The sequence below is a fragment of the uncultured Friedmanniella sp. genome, from assembly GCF_964244285.1.
In the GTDB taxonomy this organism is placed as follows: Bacteria; Actinomycetota; Actinomycetes; order Propionibacteriales; family Propionibacteriaceae; genus Microlunatus.
The window spans coordinates 61737-82302 of record NZ_CAXTHT010000002.1 but is presented as its reverse complement, the minus strand read 5'-3'; the positions used below and the strand labels follow the sequence as shown (position 1 = coordinate 82302).

The following is a 20566-nucleotide window of genomic DNA, read 5'->3' as shown; positions in this document are numbered from 1 at the left end:
CATCGAACCCGGGGCCGGTCAGACTCGGGCGGCCGGACGGGAGCCGTCGGTCACCGCCGGCTGCGGGCCGTCGGTGCCGGCGTCGGAGGAGTAGTAGCCCCGCTCGTACACATAGGCGCCGACCTCCCGCTTCGCGATCTTGTTCATCACCAGGCCGAGGACCTGGCAGCCGGCGGTGTCCAGCGACTCGAGCGTCTCCCGCAGCTGCGGGCGGTGGATGCGGTCCATGCCGGCCACCAGGAGCGCGCCCCCGACCTGACGCCCGAGCACGGCGGCGTCGGTCACGGGCAGCACCGGCGGGCTGTCGATCAGCACCATGTCGTAGCTGGAGGTCAGCTGGTCCAGCAGCGCACGCATGGCCGGCGAGCCGAGCAGCTCACTCGGGTTCGGCGGGATCTGGCCGGCGGGCAGGATGTCCAGGCTGGAGTCCGACCACGGCTGCACCACGTCCTCCACCGACGCCTTGCCGATCAGCACGGTGGTCAGACCGACGCGCCCCTCCAGGCCCAGGTACTCCGCCACGGAGGGCCGGCGCAGGTCCGCGTCCACGAGCAGCACCCGGGCGCCGGCGTCGGCCAGCGACACGGCGAGGTTGATCGCGGTGGTCGACTTGCCCTCACCCGGCACCGAGGAGGTGACCACGATCGAGCGGGACTGCTGCGCCACGCCGATGAACTGCAGGTTGGTCCGCAGCCGGCGGACCGCCTCCGCGGCCGCGCTGCGCGGGTCCTCGCGCAGGATCACCGGGTGCGTCGGGACGCCGTCGTCGAAGGCGATCACGCCGAGGATCGAGGTGTCGGTGACGGCTCGGATGTCGGCCTCGCTGCGGACCTTGGTGTCCAGCACGTGCCGCAGGATCGCGATGGCCAGCCCGAGGACCAGCCCCAGCGCGAGCCCGAGCAGCACGTTGCGGAAGACGTGCGGCGAGGAGGGTGATGTCGGCGGGACGGCGTTGGCGAGGGTCGTGGCACGGACGGACTGCTGGCCGCTCTGCTGCTCGGGGCTCAGCTGGACCGCGACGCTCGACAGCTCGGCGCCCACCGCGTTGGCGATGGCGGCGGCCTGCTGCGGGTTCGTGTCCGTGGCCGCGATCTGCAGGATGACGGTGTTGGTGAGGACGCTGGCGTCGATGGTCCCGGCCAGCCCGGCCGCCGTGGTGTGCAGGTCGAGCTTGCGGATCACCGCGTCGAGCACGAGCGGTGAGGTGGCGACCTGGGCGTAGGTCGTCATCTGCTTCTCGGCGAAGTTCGAGCCCTGGGCCAGGTCGGTCACCGACTGGCCGCCCTCGACCGCGAAGACCACCTGGGTCGTCGCGGTGTAGCGGGGGGTGACCACCAGGGTCAGGGCGCTGCTCGCCGCGAGGCAGGCCAGCATGCACAGAGCAAGGCTCAGCCAACGGCGACGGACGATCCTGACGAGTTCCGTGAGCTCCACGTACGTCATCCTTTGTCCCGGCCGTCGAAAGCTGTGCCCCGAGTCGACGACCGACGCCCATCCTGACACACCTTGACCAGCGGGCCCCACGATCGGCTGCGGGGCCTGGCCAGCGGCAGGCTCAGGGGCGGACGACGTTGCTCCGGACCACCCCACCACCGCTCGCGCAGTCCTCCCCCACCGCGGTGTCCGCCCCCGTGATCGTGTTGCCGGCGACGCTGACCCCCGTCGGCCGTGCCGCGGCCCGGGACACCCGGCAGGACACCCCGGTGGACGGCTTCGCGGACGCGGACCGGTCCGGCGTGATCCGGATGGTGTTGCCCGTCACGGCCAGGCCGGCGACGGGCACGGTGTTGTCGCCGGTCACCAGGACGCCGGCCGTCGGGACCGCGAGGTCGGGGAAGCGCCAGGCGGTCCCGTCGAGGTCGAAGGTGTTGCCCCGCACCCGCAACCCGGCCAGCCGGGTGCCCGAGGCTCGAGACGCCGCCCAGGACCACAGCTGGACCCCGATCGCGGTCCCGGCCACCCGGTTGCCGGTGACCGAGACCGGACCCGAGGCGACGTCGGCGATTCCGGTGACGTTGAAGCCGCGGACGTAGTCGGCGATGTCGTTTCCGCTGAGCACCTGGCTGCCGCCGTGGGTCTCGATCGCCGTCCGCGCCCCCACCGAGGAGGAGTTGCCCCGGAAGACGTTGTCGGTGACCCGTTGCACCCCGTGCGGCACCGTGGTGGTCAGGTAGACGGTCGAGTGGTCGTGGGCCGGGCCGCCGACCCGGCCCCCGATCCCGTCGAAGCGGTTGCCCGTGACCCGCAGGTCCGAGCCGTAGAGGTAGACGGTATTCAGGCTGTCCGAGCCCCGGAAGCCGCTCCGCTCGACGGTGACATCCCCGTCCTCGTGGTCGCCGAGCCGGAGGGCCATCCGCGGGTACCGGTCCTCCCGCCGCGTGTCGAGAGCGTTGCCCGCGGCCGCGTTCTGGTCGATGGTCAGGTCGCCGAGGAGCCAGCTGCCGATCCCGACCGCATCGCGAGCCGCCCCGATGACCGTGACGTAGGCCGGGAACGACCTCCCGACCAGCAACGTGGACTCGGCGGCGCCCGCCCCCCGCAGCTGCTGCCCGGGCTGGGTCACCAGGATCCGGTCGCCGGGCTGGGTCGCGCTGGCGAGGCGGTACGACCCGGCCGGGAAGTAGACCCTGCCACCGGGACCTGCGCGGTCCAGCGCGGCCTGCACGGCGGGTCGGTCGTCGGCGACGCCGTCCCCCACGGCTCCCAGAGCGGTGACGTCCACCGCGGCGGGCGTCGACGCGGACGCCGGGACCCGTGACGGCGTCGTCGTCGGCGTCGGAGGCGTCACCGGCGCGGAGCAGCAGGTCAGCAGCCAACACACCGCGAGAACGAGCGCGCCCCGCCGGGCTGCGGACAGCGACGCACGTCGAGGCACCAGCGGTCTCCTCCTGTGCCGTCCCCGGGCTGTCCTGTGCAGGACATGGTGCACCACTCCCTGCTCGGGTTCGCCTAGGATTGCCCTGCCCGGGGGGGATGAACATCCACCCGAGGAGCATGCCCGTGGACGGACCGGCCGCCGGCTTCGCGACGTCGCGACCACCCGCCGCTCCCGACCCGGCTCCAGCCAGCCAGCCCGGCAACCGGCCGGGACCCACCGCCGGCGCTTCGGCGGGCGGGCCGCGGACGGTGCTGCACGTCTTCGGCGTCCTCGACCGGGGCGGCGCCGAGCTCCGCACGCTCGAGGTCGTCCAGGGCCTGGCCGGCGAGCCGGTCCGGTTCCTGGTCTGCACCCTCACCGGTCGGGCGGGCGGGCTGGCCGAGCGCTACCGCAAGGCCGAGGTGCAGGTGGTGCCGCTGGCACTCCGCTCCCCCGCCTTCGCGCTGCGGTTCGTCCGGCTCCTGCGGCGGGAGCGCGTCGACGTCGTCCACTCCCACGTCCTGTTCGGCTCCGGGGTCGTGCTGGCGGTCGCCGCCCTGGCCGGGGTGGGCGAGCGCATCGCCCACTTCCGTAGCGACGGCTCGGCGCACACCCAGCCGTCCCCGCTGCGTCGGCTGCGCTACGCCCTGCTGCGTCGGCTCATCCTGCTCACGGCGACCCAGGTGCTCGGGGTGGCTCCGGGGACCCTGGACGCCAACTGGGGAACGGGGTGGCACGAGGACCGCCGGTTCTCGGTGCTGCCGTCCGGCGTCGAGCTCGACGTGTACCGCGGCCCAGCCGGCCCGCTGCGCCGCGAGCTCGCCCTGCCGCCGGGCGCCGCGCTCGTCCTGCACCTCGGCCGCGCCGACATCGCGACCAAGAACCGGGGGCTGGCGGTCCGGGTGGTCGCCGAGGCGCGCCGCCGCGGGGCCGACGTGCACCTCGTCTTCGTCGGCCGCGACGGCCGGGACACGGCCGACGCCCGCACCAACCGGGACGTCCTCGCCCGACTGGCCGAGACCGAGGGTGCCGCCGCGGCTGTCCATTTCCTGGGCGAGCGCAGCGACGTGCCGGGGCTGCTGGCCGCCGCCGACCTCCTGCTCTCGACCTCTTCGCGCGAGGGGCTTCCCGGCGTGCTGCTCGAAGCCGCAGCCTCGGGCGTCCCGGTCGTCTCCTCCGACGTTCCCGGCGCCCGGTTCATCGCCGACGAGGTGCCCGGCATCTCCATCGTCCGGCTCGCCGACGACGTCTCGACCTGGGCGGACACGACGCTCGCCACCCTGGCCGGCCCCGGCCGCGACGAGCTGCTGGCCGCCGACGCCCTGCGCGGCTCGATCTTCGACCTGGACACCTGCCTCGAGCGCTACCGCCGGCTCTGGCGGGTCCGATGAGCGCCGCGACCTCCGAGCTGTCCCGCCACTCACCGGCGGCGACGCGTCGGCTACGGCTCGAGGTGGCCCCGACGGCCCTGACCGGGCTGTCGCTGCTGGGCCTGGTCCTCGCGGCGGCCTACCAGACCGACCTGGAGCGGCTCCCGCTGCGGGCGATGGCGATCCTCGTGCTCGCGGTCGCCGTCGCGGTGGGGACGGGGGTGCTCGCGGTGGCCCGGCAGGGGTTCTGGTCCCTGTCGTTCCTGCTCTACCTGGTCCTCTCGCTCTTCCACCTGGGCCTGTTCGTCCGGCCGGCCCTTCTCGGTGAGGAGTCCCCCAGCCTGACCCGGCTCGTCTACGCGGAGATCTGGTGGACCGACCCCGCCATGGTGCGCGCCGCGGCCGTGGTCCTGCTGGGACTCCTCGCCTACGGCGCCGGCGTCGGGCTGCGGGCCCTGCTGAGGCCGGTCGAACGCGTGCAGGACGGCGCCCGGGCCGATCCGCGCTACCTGGCGGGGATCGCCGACGCCGGAGCCGTGACGTTGACGGTCGGGGTCGTGGGCTGGCTCGTGGTCTCCGTCGCGGCCCTCGGCCCGCTCTTCTTCCTGAGCAGCTACCGGGGCTACCTCACGGCCACCGCCAACACGTCCGCCCCGTCGATCTGCTACCTCATGATCAGCGTCGGCCTGACCCTGAGCGCCCTGCGCATCCGACGGCGGGCCTCCCGGACCGGGCTGGTCGCCTTCGCCGTGTTCGGCCTGCTCGGGCTGCCGATCGGTCTGCGGGGCGAGGTGCTCATCCCGCTCACCGCCGCGATCGCCGTGCTGGCCCGCGACGAGGACAACCGGTCCCTGCTGGTCTGGCTCCGCCGTCCCGCCGCACGGCTGGTCGTGGTCCTCGGTCTGGTCGCCGTGCTGTTCGGCATCTCCCTCGTCCAGCAGGTGCGCTCCGGCGGCCTCGGCGGCCTCGGCTCGCGGACGGCGGCGATCGACGCGTCCCCGCTGGGCGCCGTCGACGAGATGGGCTACTCGATCCGCGTCGTCATCACCTCCCTGGAGTGGCACGAGGACCTTCGGGAGCCCTACCGCGACGGCGACACCTACTACTCCCCGCTGGTACGCGTCGCCGACCGTGTGCTCGGCCTGCCGCGCCCGGACGCGGCCACGGACTACAGCCTGATGAACGTGGAGATCTCCGACCGCATCGGCCCGATCGGTGGCTCGATGATCGCCGAGGCCGACCACAACTTCGGTCGCGCCGGGGTCGTGGTGGTGCTCGGCCTGCTCGGCGCCGTCGTCTCGGGCAGCGGTCTGCGGCGCTCGGCGTGGAACTCGGCGGTGATGGGCCTGCTGGGCCTGATGGCGGTGATGCACGTCCGCAACTCTTTCGCCCCCCTGTTCACCTGGACCGCGGCCGGCCTGCTGGTCGCTCTCGCCGGGATGGCCGCCGGCCTGCTGTACCCCCGGCGCCCGTCGTGAGCGCGCGGACCCTGATCCGGGACGTCCGGCTCTCCACCTCGGCCCGGGACGCGAGCCACACCGTCCGCAACTCCCTCCTCGGGGTCGTCTTCGGCTTCGGCGGCGGCGTCCTCAGCGCCCACCTGCTCGGGCCCCACGACCGGGGCACCCTGGCGCTGCTGGTGACCACCGTCGGCATCACCGGCTTCCTCGCCAGCCTCGGCTCCAACGTGGCGCTCCGGGTGGGGCTGCTGCGCGACCCCCGGATCCAGCTCCGCCCCTACGTCGAGCTGTCCCTGCTGCTCTCCGGCGTCCAGGCGGTGCTCGTCGTCGCCGCGGTCGTGCTGCTCGGGTCGCTGATCGACCTGGACCAGCACCGCCGGCTGGGCCTGGTGGCGGCGGCGGTCGGGCTGGGTCTGACCTACTTCGCCTCGCAGCAGGTGCTCGACTCCCTCAACGCGATCGGCTGGCCCAGCGGGTCGGCGATGCTGAACAGCGTCGGCACCCTCGTCACCTGCCTGCTGCTGCTCGTGGCCTGGTGGCTGCGGCAGGGACTCTACGCCGCGGTCGGCGCCTACGCGGGCGGGTTCGTGGTGGTCGTGGTGCTGGGGGTGCTGCTGCACCGGACGCACGCGGCGGCCGTGCCCGTGCCGGACCCGCAGCTGGCCTCACGGAGCGTCTTCGTGCGGCGCGGCCTGCCGATGCTCGGTCTCAACCTCAGCCAGGCGCTGGCCTTCCGGCTCGACCGCTACTTCGTGGGGGCGTCGGCCGGAGCGGCCGCGACCGGCATGTACGCGGTCGCGGCGGCGCACGTCGCGCCGAGCCAGGTGGCCAGCAACTCCATCGGTCAGGTCGCCTCCCGCGACGCCGCCCGTGACGACCTCCCCGACCGTCGGCTGGCGGCGATGGCGCTCGCCGCGACCCTCCTGGCGGCCGCCGCCGCCGTCGTCCTGTGGCTCCTCAGCCCGTGGTTCGTGCCGACGGTGTTCGGTCGGGAGTTCGCCGCCTCGGTCCCGCTGGTCCGGGTGCTGATGCTGGGCCAGGTGGTCCTCGCGCCGTACCTCGTCCTCTGCCGCGCCTTCACCGGTCGCGGCCTCGGCCTGGTCTCCAGCGCCAGCGGCGTGCTGCTGCTGGTGCTGCTGACGGTCGCCCTCGCCGTGCTGACCCCCGGGTACGGCGCCCTCGGTGCGGCCTGGGCCACCGTGCTGGCCTTCGGACTCTCCAGCCTGGCGCTCGCGCTGCTCACCCGCTTCCCCGTCGCCCGGCCGCGACCGCCGGCCATGTCCGCCCACCCCTCCCGCGAGCTCACCCCTCCCCGGTCCTGGTCGACGACCGGCCCGGACCAGTCCCCCCGGAAGGACCCATGAAGATCCTCGTCACCGGAGGCGCCGGGTTCATCGGCAGCAACCTGGTCCGCCGCGCCCTGGCGCAGGGCTGGGAGGTCGGCGTCCTGGACAACCTCTCGACGGGCTACCGGGCCAACCTGGACGGGCTCGACGTCGAGCTGTTCGAGGGGTCCCTGCTCGACCCCGACCTCCTCGCCCGCGCCTGCTCCGGGGTCGAGGCGGTCGTCCACCTCGCCGCCCTCGGCAGCGTGCCCCGCAGCATCGTCGACCCCGTGAGCAGCCACCTGACCAACGCCACCGGCACCCTGCTGGTGCTCGAGCAGGCACGGCGCTCCGGCGTGGGTCAGGTGATCGTCTCGTCCTCGAGCTCGGTCTACGGGATGAACCCGGCACTGCCCAAGAGCGAGCGGGAGTGGGTCCGTCCGATGAGTCCCTACGCGGTCAGCAAGCTGGCCGCTGAGCAGTACACGCTGGCCTACCAGCAGTCGTTCGGCCTGACCACGCTGGCCTTCCGGTTCTTCAACGTCTTCGGCCCCTACCAGCGCGCGGGGCACGTGTACGCCGCCGTGATCCCCAAGTTCGTCGACGCCCTGCTCGCCGACGAGCCGCTGGTCGTGTTCGGCGACGGCACCAGCTCTCGCGACTTCACCTACGTCGGCACGGTCTGTGAGGTGCTGCTCGCGGCGGTACGCGGCCGGGTCACCAGCCCGGAACCGGTGAACCTCGCGTTCGGCACCAACACCACGCTGCTGAATCTCATCGCCGCGCTGACCGAGGCCACCGGCCTCACTCCGGAAGTCTCCTTCCAGGCGCCGCGCAGCGGCGACGTCCCTCACTCCCAGGCCGACTCCACCCGGCTGCGGACGCTCTTCCCCGACGTCTCGCCGGTCACCCTGACCGAGGGCCTGCGGCACACCCTGGACTGGTTCCGCGAGCTCACCGGGTAGACCTGAGCCGCGACTACCCGGCTCAGGTCGACCCGATAGCGAGACCGGCGAGGGCGTCCAGCTCGGCCAGCCAGCGCTCCACCCGTTCGGCCTGCGGCCCCGGCGCGAACTCCTGGCCCCGCTGCCACGCCTGCGCTGAGGCGGCCGCGTAGTCGACCGAGCCGTCGACGAACCGCCCCACCAGCCCCGCGAGCGCGCCCGGGTCGCTGGGGGGCACCAGCCACGGGGGCGGCAACAGCTCGGGGATGCCGCCCACCGTGGTTCCGACGGCGGGCAGGCCGCGCGCCATGGCCTCGATCAGGGCGCGCGGCAGCCCCTCGGTCCGCGACGGCATGCAGAACAGGTCGGCGGCGTCCAGCAGCTCCCGCAGCGCCGCCCGGTCGTTGACCCGGCCGTGGAAGGTGACGAGCCGCTCGACGCCACAGTCCCGGGCGAGCTGTCGGAGCTCATCGTGGTGCCGCCCGTCGCCGACCAGGCTGAGCGCGACCGGCACGCCGCGAACGGCCAGCAGCGCCGCGGCCCGGATCAGGTCGTCGTGGCCCTTGTAGAGCTGGTCGTGGGTTCCGACCGCAACCAACCGGCGCACGGCCCGAGCCGGGCGCGGACCAGTCGTGAGGTCCTCGGCCGCGAGCCGGACGTTGGAGTAGTGGTACTCCGCGGCGCCCGGCGCCAGCGGGTAGCGGCCCTGCAGGGTGCGCGCGGTCACGTACCGGCCGGCTGCCGCCCCGGCCACCGCCCACCGCGTCGCCGCAGCGACGGCCGGAGCCAGCCAGGTGCCCGCCGGCCCGAGCACGCCGGAGCGGAGCACGTCGGCCGGGTCCCCGACCACCTCGACGGCGTAGCGACGCCGCCGCAGCCGGCACCAGGACGCGCCGACCAGGCTGATCGTCCCCGGCAGCCGGAAGAGGCACAGGTCGGGCGCCGCGGTCGCGCCGAGCACCGCCCGCAGCACCCGCGGCAGACGGCGGACCAGCTGCGGCACGCCGCGGTAGGAGGGAAGAGCGTGGATCGCGACCGGCCCGACGGGGACGCCGTCGACGGCCTCGGAGCGGCTGAGACGGGCCGCCAGGTCGACTTGACCGAGGCGCCTGCGGTACGGCTCCCAGGCCTCGGCGCCGCTGCTCCGGTCCACCACCACGACGCTGCCGTCGGGTCGGCGGTGCAGCCGGGTCTCGGTGAAGATCCGCAGCCGGGGGGCGGGGGTAGCCGTCACCGCGCCGGCACCCCCCTCACGGTCGCCCCCGGCGCGACGTCGCGCGTCACGCACGCGGCCGCGCCCACCACGGCGCCGGCTCCGACCCGCCGCTGCTGCAGCACCACCGACCCGGCCCCGATCAGGCTGCCGTCCCCGATCACGCACGCGCCGGAGACGATCGCCCCCGGGTTCACCGACACGAGGTCACCCAGGACACTGTCGTGGCCCACCGTCGCGTTGGGGTTGAGATGGACGTGGCGGCCGAGCACCACCTCGGTGGAGACCTGGACGCCCGCGCAGACCACCGTGCCCGCGCCGTGGCGCACCCCGAAGCCGGCCGTCGCCGTCGGGTGCACCAGGGTCAGGGCGGGTCGCCCGGCTTCGTCGCAGCGGGTGACCACCCGACCCCGGACGCCCGGGTCGCCGATCCCGACCACGTACGCCGACCCGTCGTCGCGACCCAGCCAGTCCTCGAGGGTGCCCAGGTACGCGGCCCCCCGCCGCGCCAGCCGAGCCAGGTTCTCCGCCGACGGGGCGTCGTCGACCACGCCGACGAGCCGCAGCCCCGGCCGGGTCCCGGCCGCGACCAGCGCGTCGACGACGTCGAGCACCTCACGTCCGAACCCCGAGGCCCCGATCACCACCAGCTCGTCCCCGCTCAGGCTGCACCCGCCCTGGTCAGCTTCTCCACCGTGGCGTGGCCCTCGGCGGTGATCCCGTCGCGACGCAGCACCTTGCCGACCGTCCGGACCAGGATCGCGAGGTCCAGCCGGGCCGAGCGGGTGTCGACGTAGGCGCAGTCCAGGGCCAGCCGCTCCGGCCAGGGCAGGGCGTTCCGCCCGCTGACCTGGGCCAGCCCGGTGATGCCCGGTCGGACGTCGTGGCGACGGTGCTGCTCGGCGGTGTAGATCTCGAGGTACTCCACCAGCAGCGGGCGGGGGCCCACCAGGCTCAGGTCGCCGCGAAGCACGTTCCACAGCGTCGGCAGCTCGTCCAGGCTGGTGGCGCGCAGCAGCCGACCGAGAGTGGTCAGCCGGTCCGCGTCGGCGAGCGGCATCCCGGGGACCTCGGGCCGCATGGTGCGGAACTTGACCAGCGTGAAGGGCCGGCCGTCCAGTCCCGGACGGACCTGGCGGAACAGCACGGGCCGACCGAGCCGGGACGCCACCAGCGCGGCCACGACGGACTGCAACGGCAGGGTCACCACCAGCCCGACCGCGCTCGCCCCGACGTCGACGACCCGCTTGCCGCGGTCGTAGGTCGCGCGCCTCACCCGGCGGCCCGCTCGCGGAGGAAGCCGCGGACCGTGTCGAACACCCGGTCCTGTTGGTCGGTGGTCAGGCTCGACCCGCTGGGTAGGGAGAGGCCCCGCCGGTAGAGCCGGTCGGCGGTCCCGTCGAGGTAGGCGGGCGCGCCGGCGAAGACGGGCTGGGCGTGCATCGGCTTCCAGAGCGGGCGCGCCTCGATGTCGGCGGCGCCGAGCGCACCGATCAGGTCGTCGGCCGACCAGCCGGCCACGTCGGGCTCGACCAGGACCGAGGTAAGCCAGAAGTTGTCCCGGTCGTCGGTGCCGTCCCCGGCTTCGTCGGCGGACCACGCGGAGCCGTCGGGGCTGCCGAACACCTCCACCTCGGGGACGGCGGCGAACAGCTCACGGTAGGCCAGTCGCAGCCGGCGACGGCACTCGATCATGGCCGGCAGCCGGGCCAGCTGGGCCCGGCCGAGGGCGGCGAGCAGGTTGGACAGCCGGTAGTTGTACCCGACCTCGGTGTGCTCGTAGTGCAGCACGGGCTGCCGGGCCTGGGTGGCGAGGTAGCGGGTGCGGGAGGCCACGGCCGCGTCGTCGGTCAGCAGCGCACCGCCGCCCGAGGTGGTCATCACCTTGTTGCCGTTGAAGGACAGCGCCGCCGCGACCCCGAAACTACCCGCGGGCCGGCCGTCGCGCCGGGCCCCGAGGGACTCCGCCGCGTCGGAGAGAACCGGTAGGCCCCGGTCGGCGGCCACCTTCTCCAGGGCGGCGTAGTCGGCGACCTTGCCCAGCAGGTCCACCGGCAGCACGGCGGCCACGGCGGCACCCCGGTCACGCTGGTCGTCCACGGCCAGGGCCAGCAGCTCGGGCGACATCCCTCCGGAAGCCTCGCAGTCGACGAAGACCGGCCGGGCCCCGGTGTAGGCGATGGCGTTCGCGGTGGCGGCGAAGGTCATCGTCGCGGTCACGACGACGTCGCCGGGACCGACCCCGAGGTCGAGCAGCCCGAGGTGCAGGGCCGCGGTCCCCGACGAGAGGGCCACCGCGTGCGCCCGGCCGGTCGCCGCCGCGAGCTCGGCCTCGAACGCGTCCACCTCCGGGCCCAGCGGGGCCACCCAGCCGGAGCGGATGGCGCGTTGCAGGGCGGCCTCCTCGGCCGGACCCACGTCTGGTGGGGAGAGGTGGATACGGTCTGTCACGGGGTGTGCACCGGGTCGTAGGAGAGCCCGTCGACCTCCCGCATGATCGGCGTGAGCACCGAACGGTCCTCCAGCCGGGCCGGGGACAGCGGCGGCACGGCGACGTGGGTGATCAGCGGGTGGCTGCGCCGCTCGCCCCACTCGTTGTGGCTGAGGAGCACCTCGTGCAGCTTCTCCCCCGGCCGGAGCCCGGTGAACACCACCTCGATGTCGCGCCCGGACTGGGCGATCAGCCGCTGGGCCACCCCCAGGATGCTGACGGGCTGGCCCATGTCGAGCACCAGGACCTCGCCGGGCCCGCCGATGGCGGCGGCCTGGATCACCAGCTGGCAGGCCTCGGGGATGGTCATGAAGTACCGGGTGATCTCGGGGTGGGTCACGGTGACCGGCCCGCCGCGCCGGATCTGGGCGGTGAAGGTCTCGAGCATCGACCCGCGGCTGCCGAGGACGTTGCCGAAGCGGACGGAGAGGTAGGTGCCCTGCGCGTCCTTGGCGTACCAGGCCGTCAGCCGTTCCGCGGTCCGCTTGGTGCGGCCGAGCACGCTGCTGGCGTCGGCGGCCTTGTCGGTGGACACGTTCACGAAGCTCGAGCAGCCGTTGGCCCGGGCCGCGCGCAGCACGTTGCGGGTGCCGAGCACGTTGGTCTTCCACCCCTCGTCGGGGTACTGCTCGAGCATCGGCAGGTGCTTGAGGGCAGCGGCGTGGAAGACGACCTCGGGCCGGTGCCGCGCGAACACCCGGGCCACCGTCTCCTCGTCGCGGATGTCGGCCAGCACCATGTCGGGGGTGTCGAGCAGGCCCTGGCCGTAGATCGAGAGCTGGACGCCGTGCAACGCCGACTCGTCGCGGTCCAGCAGGATCAGCTCGCTCGGCCCGAAGCGGTGCACCTGGCGGGCGAGCTCGGAGCCGATGGAGCCGCCGGCGCCGGTCACCAGCACCCGACGGCCGGTGAGGTGGTGCGCGATGCCCGTCAGGTCGGTCTCGATCTGGTGCCGGCCCAGGAGGTCGGCGATGTCCACCTCGCGGACGTCGGCCAGCGACACGCGGCGACCGAACAGCTCTCCCAGCGGTGGCAGCACCTTCACGCTCAGGCCGCAGGCGGCCGCCACATCGGTGACCCGACGCACCAGCTCGGCGTCGGCGTCGCTGATGGCGAGGATGATGCTGCTGACGTCGCTCGACGTCGCGACCTCGCGCAGCTGGTCGCCGGTCCCGAGCACCGGGTAGCCCATCAGCCGGAGGTTCCGCTTGTCGCGGGCGTCGTCGAGGAACCCCACCACCCGGAACGGGGACCGGGCGTCGGAGCAGATCAGGCGCAGCAGCTGGTAGCCCGCGTCACCGGCCCCGTAGATCAGCACGCGCTCGGCCTGCTGGCCGTTGCGGACCTGACGGTCGTGCCACGCGCGGTACGCGCCGCGGGCCCCCGCCATCAGCAGCAGCGCGATCGGGGGCACCAGCACGGCGGTGGCACGGGGGAAGGCCGACGTGCCGATCCCGAGGAACGCGACCAGGAAGACGATCCCGGCCACCAGGCCGACGGTCACGACCAGGCCGAAGACCTCCTCGAAGCTTCCCAGCCGGTACCGGCCGCGGTAGAGCATCAGCGTCGCGCCCACCAGGCACTGCAGCGCGCAGGCCAGCAGCACGTACATCGCGATGGAGCGGTACTGCTGCGGGGTGAGGTGGAAGTCGTAGCGGGCCTGGACCACGGTCAGGGTGGCGATGACCCAGCTCGCGCAGTCCCAGAGCAGCCGAGCCACGCGGCGCCGCCAGCACTGGTCGGACATCAGAGGGGAACCCTTCGGCCTCCCCCGAGGCGGATGAGAAGACGCCCCCGCGCCCGTGTTGCGGCCTCACCTTAATCGATCCCGAGAATGCCCGCCACCGCCGTGGATAACGATTGGCCGGCCCCGCCGGACCATCCGCAAGCCGTCGCCGGACACGGACGAGGCCGCCCCCGGTAGCCCGGGAACGGCCTCGACGGTCGTGCAGCGTGGTGCCTACAGCTCGGTGGTGCTCCCACCGGCGGCGGCGATCTTCTCCTTGGCCGAAGCCGAGAACGCGTCCGCGGTGACCTGCACCGGCACGCTGATCTCGCCGGTGCCGAGGACCTTGACCGGGTGTCCGGAACGGACGGCTCCGGCCGAGACCAGCTCGGCTACCCCGATCTGCCCACCCTCGGGGAAGAGGGTGCCGATCCGGTCCAGGTTCACGATCTGGAACTCGACCCGGAACGGGTTCTTGAACCCGCGGAGCTTCGGGATGCGCATGTGCATGGGCATCTGCCCACCCTCGAAGTTCTCGGGAATGTTCCGACGGGCGCCGGAACCCTTGGTACCGCGACCAGCGGTCTTGCCCTTGGAGCCCTCACCGCGACCCACCCGGGTCTTCGCGGTCTTGGCGCCGGGCGCCGGCCTCAGGTGATGGACCTTGAGTGCCATGTCAGTCGACCTCCTCGACGGTCACCAGGTGCGCGACCGTGTTGATCATTCCTCGGACCTCGGGACGGTCCTCCTTGACGGAGACGTCGCCGATACGCTTCAGACCGAGGGTGCGCAGGGTGTCGCGCTGGTTCTGCTTGCCACCGACCCCGGACCGGATCTGGCTCACCTTGACCCGGCTCATGCCTGGGCCACCGCACGGTGGGCCCGCAGCAGCGCGGCCGGGGTGACGTCCTCGACGCTCTTGCCGCGGCGCTTGGCCACGTCCTCGGGCATCTCCAGACCCTGCAGCGCGGCCACCGTGGCGTGCACCACGTTGATCGCGTTGGCCGAGCCGAGCGACTTGGCGAGCACGTCGTGCACGCCGGCGCACTCCAGCACCGCGCGGGCCGAGCCACCGGCGATGACGCCGGTACCCGGGGACGCCGGACGCAGCATGACCACACCGGCCGCCTTCTCACCCTGGACGGGGTGGGAGATCGTGCCCTGGATGCGCGGGACGGTGAAGAAGTGCTTCTTCGCCTCCTCGACACCCTTGGCGATCGCCGCGGGGACCTCCTTGGCCTTGCCGTAGCCGACGCCGACGGTTCCGTCGCCGTCACCGACCACGACGAGGGCGGTGAAGCTGAAGCGACGTCCGCCCTTCACGACCTTGGCGACGCGGTTGATGGCCACGACGCGCTCGATGTAGTTGCTCTTCTCGGCCGCCTGGCCACGTCCGCCATCGCGACCGCCACCACGACGGTCGCCCCCACCGGTACCGCCACCGCGGCGCTGGGTTCCACTCATCGCACTACCTCTTCCGTATCAGTCATGTCAGAAGCCCAGGCCGCCCTCGCGCGCACCGTCAGCCAGTGCGGCGATCCGACCGTGGTACTTGTTGCCGGCCCGGTCGAAGACGACCTGCTCGACGCCGACCGCCTTGGCGCGCTCGGCCACGAGAGCCCCGACCTGCTTGGCCTTGGCCGACTTGTCGCCCGTGGCCACGCGCAGGTCCGCCTCCATGGTGGAGGCCGACGCGAGCGTGCGACCGGCGGTGTCGTCGATGACCTGGGCCACCATGTGCTTGGCCGAGCGGGTGACGACCAGCCGCGGGCGCTCGGGAGCGCCGAAGATCTTCTTCCGCGCCCGGATCTGGCGGCGCAGCCGCGACCGCGTCCGAGCCGCGGTTCCCTTGTGCGAAGACAGCGAGACAGCCATCACTTACCAGCCTTTCCAACCTTGCGACGGACCTTCTCGCCCGCGTACCGGACGCCCTTGCCCTTGTAGGGCTCAGGCTTGCGCAGCTTGCGGATGTTCGCCGCTACCTCGCCTACCTGCTGCTTGTCGATCCCGCTCACCGAGAGCCGGGTCGGAGCCTCGACGTTGAACGTGATGCCCGCGGGCGCGGTCACCCGCACGGGGTGGCTGTAGCCGAGGGCGAACTCGAGCTCGGTCGGGCTCTTGGCCACCACGCGGTAGCCGACGCCCACGATCTCGAGCTTCTTCTCATAACCCGTGGTGACCCCGGTGACCATGTTGGCCACCAGCGTGCGGGTCAGGCCGTGCAGCGAGCGGCTCTCGCGCTCGTCGTCGGGCCGGGTGACCTCGAGCTCGCCGCTGTCGGCGCGGCCGATACGGATCGGCTCCGCGACCTGCAGCGCGAGAGAGCCCTTCGGGCCTTTGACCGAGACCTGCTGGCCCTCGAGGGTGACCTCGACGCCGGACGGGACCGGGACAGGAAGCCTGCCAATGCGTGACATGAGTATTCCTCTCTAGATCTCGTCTATCACCAGACGTAGGCGACGACTTCGCCACCTACGCCGTTCGAGTGCGCCTGGCGGTCGGTCAGCAGACCGGTGGACGTCGAGATGATCGCGATGCCGAGGCCACCGAGGACCTTGGGCAGGCCGGTCGACTTCGCGTACACCCGCAGGCCGGGCTTGGAGATGCGACGGACGCCGGCGATCGAACGCTCGCGGTTCTGCCCGTACTTCAAGGTGATGGACAAGGTCTTGCCGACCTCGCCGTCCTTGGGCTCGTTCACGGCGTAGCTCGCGATGTAACCCTCGCTGGCGAGGATCTCGGCGATGCCGACCTTGATCTTGCTGTGCGGCATGACCGCCACCTCGTGGAACGCCTGGTTCGCGTTCCGGAGACGGGTCAGCATGTCCGCGATCGGGTCTGTCATGGTCATAGCTGGCTGTACTTCTCTCTCGCCGTGGTTTCCCTCTTCAGGGACCTGCAGCGTCTTGGTGTCGAGGTGAGGTCGGGCGTCGGGCGCCCGCCCGTCACCAGGAGGACTTGGTGATGCCCGGGAGCTCGCCGCGGTGGGCCATCTCGCGGACGCAGATCCGGCACAGGCCGAACTTGCGGAACACCGCGCGGGGGCGACCGCACCGCTGGCAGCGGGTGTAGCCCTGGACCGCGAACTTAGGCGTGCGGGCCTGCTTGACCCGAAGCGCTGTCTTAGCCATCTCTGTGCCTCTCTCAGTTCTGCCGGAACGGGAAGCCGAGGTGACGCAGCAGCGCCCGGCCCTGGTCGTCGGTCGTCGCCGTGGTCACGAAGGTGATGTCCATCCCACGGGTCCGGTCGATCCGGTCCTGGTCGATCTCGTGGAACATGACCTGCTCGTTGAGACCGAAGGTGTAGTTGCCGTGGCCGTCGAACTGCTTCGGCGACAGACCGCGGAAGTCACGGATGCGGGGCAGGGCCAGGGAGAGCAGCCGGTCGGCGAACTCCCACATCCTCATCCCCCGCAGGGTGACGTGGCAGCCGATCGGCATCCCCTCGCGCAGCTTGAACTGGGCGATGGACTTGCGCGACTTGGTGACCTGCGGCTTCTGACCGGTGATGGTCGTGAGGTCGCGGACCGCGCCGTCGATCAGCTTCGAGTCGCGCGCGGCTTCACCCACGCCCATGTTGACGACGATCTTCACCAGGCCCGGGGTCTGCATGACGTTCTCGAACTGGAACTCCTCCTGCAGCGCGGTGCGGATCTCGTCGCGGTAGCGCTGCTGCAGGCGCGGCAGCGTCCTCGTCTCAGAAGTGGTGGTGGTCATCAGATCTCCTCTCCGGTGACGCGGGCGATGCGGACGCTGCGGGTGGAGGGGTACTCCGACCCGTCGGAACGACGCTTGGTCACAGCCACACGGTCGTAGCCGACCCGCGTCACGACCTCGTCGCCGGCAGCGTTCTTCACGACCAGCTGGACGTTCGAGGAGTGGATCGGGGCCTCCGAGGAGACGATCCCGCCCTTGGTGGTCGAGCGGCCCTGCGGCTGCGCCGAGCTGTCCTTCAGGTGCCGCTTGACGATGTTCACGCCTGCGACGGTCACCTTGTGACGCTCGGGGAAGACGGCGATGACCTCACCGACCAGACCCTTGTCCTTGCCGGCGATCACCTTGACGCGGTCGCCCTTGACGACGTGCAGCTTGGTCTGCGCGCCGCCCTTGTCAGTCTTCTTGAAACTCATGACTCAGATCACCTCTGGTGCGAGCGAGATGATGCGCATGAAGCGCTTCTCGCGCAGCTCACGGCCGACGGGGCCGAAGATACGGGTGCCACGCGGCTCGCCGTCGTTCTTCAGGATCACCGCGGCGTTCTCGTCGAACTTGATGTAGGAACCGTCGGCACGCCGACGCTCCTTCACGGTCCGCACGACGACGGCCTTGACGACCTCGCCCTTCTTGACGTTCCCTCCGGGGATGGCGTCCTTGACAGTGGCGACGATAACGTCACCGATGCCGGCGTAACGACGACTGGAACCGCCGAGCACACGGATGCACAAGATCTCCTTGGCTCCGGTGTTGTCGGCGACCTTGAGCCGCGACTCCTGCTGGATCATCTGCTCTCTCCTGGTTGTCTCACTGGTTCCCTCTCAGGCCTGGTGGAACTGGTTGCGTTGCTGTCCTGAAGCCCGACGACGGTCTCAGGCAGCGGTTGCTACTTGGCGCGCTCGAGGATCTCGACGAGCCGCCAGCGCTTGGTGGCACTGAGCGGGCGGGTCTCCATGATCCGGACCCGGTCGCCCAGACCCGCGGCGTTGGCCTCGTCGTGCGCCTTGAGCCGGGCGGTCTGACGGAGGACCTTGCCGTAGAGACGGTGCTTGACCCGGTCCTCGACGGCGACCACGACGGTCTTGTCCATCTTGTCGCTGACCACATAGCCCTCGCGGACCTTGCGGGCGCCGCGCTCGGCACCAACCTCGGCCACCGCGGTGGTCTCGTTGCTCTCTTCGCTCATCTCAGGCCTTCACTCTCTGCACCGCGGTGGCCGCGGCTTCCTCGGTCTCGTTCGCCTCGGCCGCGTCCGGGTCCTCGACGATGCCGAGCTCACGCTCGGTCAGCACGGTGTAGATCCGCGCAATGTCCTTACGGACGGCGCGCAGCCGGCCGTGCGACTCCAGCTGGCCGGTCGCGGACTGGAAGCGGAGCGTGAACAGCTCCTCCTTCAGCTCGGTGACCTTGACGTTGAGCTCGGTACGGCTCAGGCCGCGCAGCTCGGCCGCGGTTGCGGGCTTCGCCATCAGATCTCACCTGCTTCGCGCTTGATGAAGCGCGCCTTCATCGGCAGCTTGTGGATCGCGAGACGCATGGCCTCGCGAGCCACCTCCTCGGTCACCCCGGACAGCTCGAACAGCACGCGTCCGGGCTTGATGTTGGCGATCCACCACTCGGGCGAGCCCTTACCGGAACCCATCCGGGTCTCGGCGGGCTTCTTGGTCAGCGGACGGTCCGGGTAGACGTTGATCCACACCTTGCCGCCACGCTTGATGTGACGCGTCATCGCGATCCGAGCGGACTCGATCTGACGGTTGGTCAGGTAGGTGGCCTCCATCGACTGGATGCCGAACTCGCCGAAGGCGAGCTTCGTGCCGCCCTTGGACATCCCACGGCGCGTGGGGTGGTGCTGCTTGCGGAACTTCACCCTGCGGGGAATCAGCATGACTAGGCCTCCTGCGTCGTCGTCTGGGCTGCGACAGCCTGGGCGTCCACACCGGCGGCCACGGCCACGGGGGCCTCGGACGTCGTGGGAGCCTCGGTCGCCTCGTCGGCGCGCCGACGGCCACCGCGCTCGGGCCGGGTGGCCCCGCGCTCGGGCCGGCCGGTGCGGGCGGGACGAGCCCGGCCGCCGGCGGCGTTGCGGGCCGCCTTCTGAGCGGCGCGCTCGGCCCGGGAGCCGGACACGTCCCCCTTGTAGATCCAGACCTTCACGCCGATCCGGCCGAAGGTGGTCTTGGCCTCGAAGAAGCCGTAGTCGATGTCGGCGCGCAGCGTGTGCAGCGGCACCCGACCCTCGCGGTAGAACTCCGAGCGGCTCATCTCCGCGCCACCGAGGCGGCCGGAGCACTGGATCCGGATGCCCTTGGCCGCGCCCGAGCGCATGGCGCTCTGCTGGGCCTTGCGCATCGCGCGACGGAACTGCACGCGCGAGGCGAGCTGCTCGGCCACGCCCTGGGCCACCAGCTGGGCGTCGGTCTCGGGGTTCTTGACCTCGAGGATGTTCAGCTGGACCTGCTTGCCGGTCAACTTCTCCAGCTCGCTACGGACGCGCTCGGCCTCAGCCCCGTTGCGGCCGATGACGATGCCCGGACGCGCGGTGTAGATGTCGACGCGGACCCGGTCGCGGGTGCGCTCGATCTCGACGCTGGAGATGCCGGCGCGCTCGAGGCTCTTGATCAGCAGGCGGCGGATCTTGACGTCCTCGCCCACGTAGGAGGAGTAGAGCTTGTCGGAGTACCAGCGGCTCTTGTGGTCGGTGGTGATACCGAGGCGGAAGCCGTACGGGTTGATCTTCTGGCCCATGCTCAGGCCTCCTTCGGGTTCGGCTCGACGACGACCGTGATGTGGCTCGAGCGCTTGAGGATGCGGCTCGCACTGCCCTTGGCGCGTGGCCGGATGCGGCGCATCGTGACGCCCTCGTCCACGAAGGCCTGCGAGACGTAGAGGTCGTCGCTACGCAGGTTATCGGTGTTCGCGGCGTTGGCCACCGCGCTCGCCAGCACCTTGTACACCGGGTCGCTCGCCGCCTGCGGCGCGAATTTCAGCGTCACCAGGGCGTCGGAGACGCTCATGCCCCGGACCAGGTCGACGACCCGGCGTGCCTTGGTCGGGGAGACCCGGACCTGGCGCGCCACGGCGTACGAACCCGGACGGTCGCCGAGCAGCGCCGTGCGGCGGTTCGGACGGATGTCCTTGCTCATGATCAGATTCCTTCTCTACACGTCCGTCCCCGCGTCAGCGGCGACGAGCCTTCCGGTCGTCCTTGATGTGGCCACGGAAGGTCCGCGTGGGCGCGAACTCCCCCAGCTTGTGACCCACCATGGAGTCGGTCACGAAGACCGGCACGTGCTTGCGACCGTCGTGCACCGCGATGGTGTGGCCGATCATGTCCGGCACGATCATCGAGCGGCGCGACCAGGTCTTGATCACGTTCTTGGTCCCGCGGCCGTTCTGCACCTCGACCTTCTTGGCCAGGTGGTCGTCGACGAACGGGCCCTTCTTCAGGCTGCGTGGCATGTTC

Annotated in this window: 27 protein-coding genes; 4 read left to right on the top strand and 23 right to left on the bottom strand. The window is 71.9% G+C overall.

What is annotated here, in order from left to right:
* Positions 1-18: 18 nt before the first annotated feature.
* Both ACFE7W_RS04665 and ACFE7W_RS04660 read right to left on the bottom strand, forming a co-directional pair.
* Positions 19-1434, bottom strand: a complete 1416-nt coding sequence (locus ACFE7W_RS04665) for a polysaccharide biosynthesis tyrosine autokinase (RefSeq protein WP_375423626.1) — start codon at positions 1432-1434, stop codon at positions 19-21.
* Positions 1435-1555: 121 nt separating this feature from the next.
* Entirely contained in the window at positions 1556-2875 is a 1320-nt protein-coding gene (locus tag ACFE7W_RS04660) for a glycosyl hydrolase family 28-related protein (RefSeq protein ID WP_375423625.1), read from the bottom strand.
* A 125-nt stretch (positions 2876-3000) separates the two neighbouring features.
* On the opposite strand from ACFE7W_RS04660, the gene ACFE7W_RS04655 reads away from it, so the two are divergent.
* Genes ACFE7W_RS04655 through ACFE7W_RS04640 form a run of 4 tightly spaced genes read left to right on the top strand, consistent with a single transcriptional unit; the run spans position 3001 to position 7977 of the window.
* On the top strand, positions 3001-4248 hold the full coding sequence (locus ACFE7W_RS04655) for a glycosyltransferase (protein WP_375423624.1): 1248 nt from the start codon (positions 3001-3003) through the stop codon (positions 4246-4248).
* The gene (gene wzy / locus ACFE7W_RS04650; protein WP_375423623.1) at positions 4245-5705 is read left to right on the top strand and encodes an O-antigen polysaccharide polymerase Wzy; all 1461 of its coding nucleotides are present in this window, start codon (positions 4245-4247) and stop codon (positions 5703-5705) included. Before ACFE7W_RS04655 ends, wzy begins: the two co-directional genes overlap by 4 nt.
* Positions 5702-7051: a lipopolysaccharide biosynthesis protein gene (locus tag ACFE7W_RS04645; RefSeq protein WP_375423622.1), complete on the top strand. Its 1350-nt coding sequence runs from the start codon at positions 5702-5704 to the stop codon at positions 7049-7051. The genes wzy and ACFE7W_RS04645 overlap by 4 nt, the downstream gene beginning before the upstream one ends.
* On the top strand, positions 7048-7977 hold the full coding sequence (locus tag ACFE7W_RS04640; RefSeq protein ID WP_375423621.1) for an NAD-dependent epimerase/dehydratase family protein: 930 nt from the start codon (positions 7048-7050) through the stop codon (positions 7975-7977). The genes ACFE7W_RS04645 and ACFE7W_RS04640 overlap by 4 nt, the downstream gene beginning before the upstream one ends.
* Positions 7978-7999: 22 nt before the next feature.
* On the opposite strand, the gene ACFE7W_RS04635 is transcribed toward ACFE7W_RS04640, so the two are convergent.
* The 21 genes from ACFE7W_RS04635 to rpsS all read right to left on the bottom strand — a co-directional run bounded on the left by ACFE7W_RS04635 (position 8000) and on the right by rpsS (position 20562).
* Positions 8000-9190 (bottom strand): glycosyltransferase, encoded by a 1191-nt coding sequence (locus ACFE7W_RS04635; RefSeq protein WP_375423620.1) that lies wholly within the window; start codon positions 9188-9190, stop codon positions 8000-8002.
* A complete protein-coding gene (locus ACFE7W_RS04630; RefSeq protein WP_375423619.1) occupies positions 9187-9813 on the bottom strand; it encodes a NeuD/PglB/VioB family sugar acetyltransferase in 627 nt (208 codons plus the stop codon). Before ACFE7W_RS04630 ends, ACFE7W_RS04635 begins: the two co-directional genes overlap by 4 nt.
* A 17-nt stretch (positions 9814-9830) precedes the next feature.
* Positions 9831-10445 (bottom strand): sugar transferase, encoded by a 615-nt coding sequence (locus tag ACFE7W_RS04625; protein ID WP_375423618.1) that lies wholly within the window; start codon positions 10443-10445, stop codon positions 9831-9833.
* Positions 10442-11620 carry a DegT/DnrJ/EryC1/StrS family aminotransferase gene (locus ACFE7W_RS04620; RefSeq protein WP_375423617.1) on the bottom strand — a complete coding sequence of 393 codons (1179 nt, stop codon included), beginning with the start codon at positions 11618-11620 and terminating at the stop codon, positions 10442-10444. Before ACFE7W_RS04620 ends, ACFE7W_RS04625 begins: the two co-directional genes overlap by 4 nt.
* Entirely contained in the window at positions 11617-13407 is a 1791-nt protein-coding gene (locus ACFE7W_RS04615) for a polysaccharide biosynthesis protein (RefSeq protein ID WP_375423616.1), read from the bottom strand. Before ACFE7W_RS04615 ends, ACFE7W_RS04620 begins: the two co-directional genes overlap by 4 nt.
* A gap of 213 nt (positions 13408-13620) precedes the next feature.
* Entirely contained in the window at positions 13621-14061 is a 441-nt protein-coding gene (rplO, locus tag ACFE7W_RS04610; RefSeq protein ID WP_375423615.1) for a 50S ribosomal protein L15, read from the bottom strand.
* A gap of 1 nt (position 14062) precedes the next feature.
* Positions 14063-14245 carry a 50S ribosomal protein L30 gene (gene rpmD, locus ACFE7W_RS04605; RefSeq protein WP_375423614.1) on the bottom strand — a complete coding sequence of 61 codons (183 nt, stop codon included), beginning with the start codon at positions 14243-14245 and terminating at the stop codon, positions 14063-14065.
* Positions 14242-14850, bottom strand: coding sequence for a 30S ribosomal protein S5 (rpsE, locus tag ACFE7W_RS04600; RefSeq protein ID WP_375423613.1), 609 nt, complete (start codon positions 14848-14850; stop codon positions 14242-14244). The genes rpmD and rpsE overlap by 4 nt, the downstream gene beginning before the upstream one ends.
* Before the next feature lie 27 nt (positions 14851-14877).
* On the bottom strand, positions 14878-15261 hold the full coding sequence (gene rplR / locus ACFE7W_RS04595) for a 50S ribosomal protein L18 (RefSeq protein ID WP_375423612.1): 384 nt from the start codon (positions 15259-15261) through the stop codon (positions 14878-14880).
* Positions 15261-15803 carry a 50S ribosomal protein L6 gene (gene rplF, locus ACFE7W_RS04590; protein WP_375423611.1) on the bottom strand — a complete coding sequence of 181 codons (543 nt, stop codon included), beginning with the start codon at positions 15801-15803 and terminating at the stop codon, positions 15261-15263. Before rplF ends, rplR begins: the two co-directional genes overlap by 1 nt.
* A 26-nt stretch (positions 15804-15829) precedes the next feature.
* A complete protein-coding gene (gene rpsH / locus ACFE7W_RS04585) occupies positions 15830-16237 on the bottom strand; it encodes a 30S ribosomal protein S8 (protein ID WP_375423610.1) in 408 nt (135 codons plus the stop codon).
* Positions 16238-16331: 94 nt separating this feature from the next.
* Positions 16332-16517: a type Z 30S ribosomal protein S14 gene (locus tag ACFE7W_RS04580; protein WP_375423609.1), complete on the bottom strand. Its 186-nt coding sequence runs from the start codon at positions 16515-16517 to the stop codon at positions 16332-16334.
* 13 nt (positions 16518-16530) lie between these two features.
* Entirely contained in the window at positions 16531-17103 is a 573-nt protein-coding gene (gene rplE, locus ACFE7W_RS04575) for a 50S ribosomal protein L5 (RefSeq protein WP_375423608.1), read from the bottom strand.
* On the bottom strand, positions 17103-17516 hold the full coding sequence (gene rplX, locus ACFE7W_RS04570; RefSeq protein WP_375423607.1) for a 50S ribosomal protein L24: 414 nt from the start codon (positions 17514-17516) through the stop codon (positions 17103-17105). Before rplX ends, rplE begins: the two co-directional genes overlap by 1 nt.
* Positions 17517-17519: 3 nt before the next feature.
* The gene (gene rplN / locus ACFE7W_RS04565) at positions 17520-17888 is read right to left on the bottom strand and encodes a 50S ribosomal protein L14 (RefSeq protein WP_375423606.1); all 369 of its coding nucleotides are present in this window, start codon (positions 17886-17888) and stop codon (positions 17520-17522) included.
* 98 nt (positions 17889-17986) lie between these two features.
* On the bottom strand, positions 17987-18286 hold the full coding sequence (gene rpsQ / locus ACFE7W_RS04560; protein WP_375423605.1) for a 30S ribosomal protein S17: 300 nt from the start codon (positions 18284-18286) through the stop codon (positions 17987-17989).
* Position 18287: 1 nt separating this feature from the next.
* Complete coding sequence (gene rpmC / locus ACFE7W_RS04555) at positions 18288-18569, bottom strand: 50S ribosomal protein L29 (RefSeq protein WP_375423604.1); 282 nt, start codon at positions 18567-18569, stop codon at positions 18288-18290.
* Complete coding sequence (gene rplP / locus ACFE7W_RS04550) at positions 18569-18988, bottom strand: 50S ribosomal protein L16 (protein ID WP_375423603.1); 420 nt, start codon at positions 18986-18988, stop codon at positions 18569-18571. The genes rpmC and rplP overlap by 1 nt, the downstream gene beginning before the upstream one ends.
* Positions 18989-18990: 2 nt before the next feature.
* On the bottom strand, positions 18991-19848 hold the full coding sequence (gene rpsC, locus ACFE7W_RS04545) for a 30S ribosomal protein S3 (protein WP_375423602.1): 858 nt from the start codon (positions 19846-19848) through the stop codon (positions 18991-18993).
* Positions 19849-19850: 2 nt separating this feature from the next.
* Positions 19851-20246 (bottom strand): 50S ribosomal protein L22, encoded by a 396-nt coding sequence (gene rplV, locus ACFE7W_RS04540; RefSeq protein WP_375423601.1) that lies wholly within the window; start codon positions 20244-20246, stop codon positions 19851-19853.
* A 34-nt stretch (positions 20247-20280) separates the two neighbouring features.
* A complete protein-coding gene (gene rpsS, locus ACFE7W_RS04535; protein ID WP_375423600.1) occupies positions 20281-20562 on the bottom strand; it encodes a 30S ribosomal protein S19 in 282 nt (93 codons plus the stop codon).
* Positions 20563-20566: the final 4 nt, after the last annotated feature.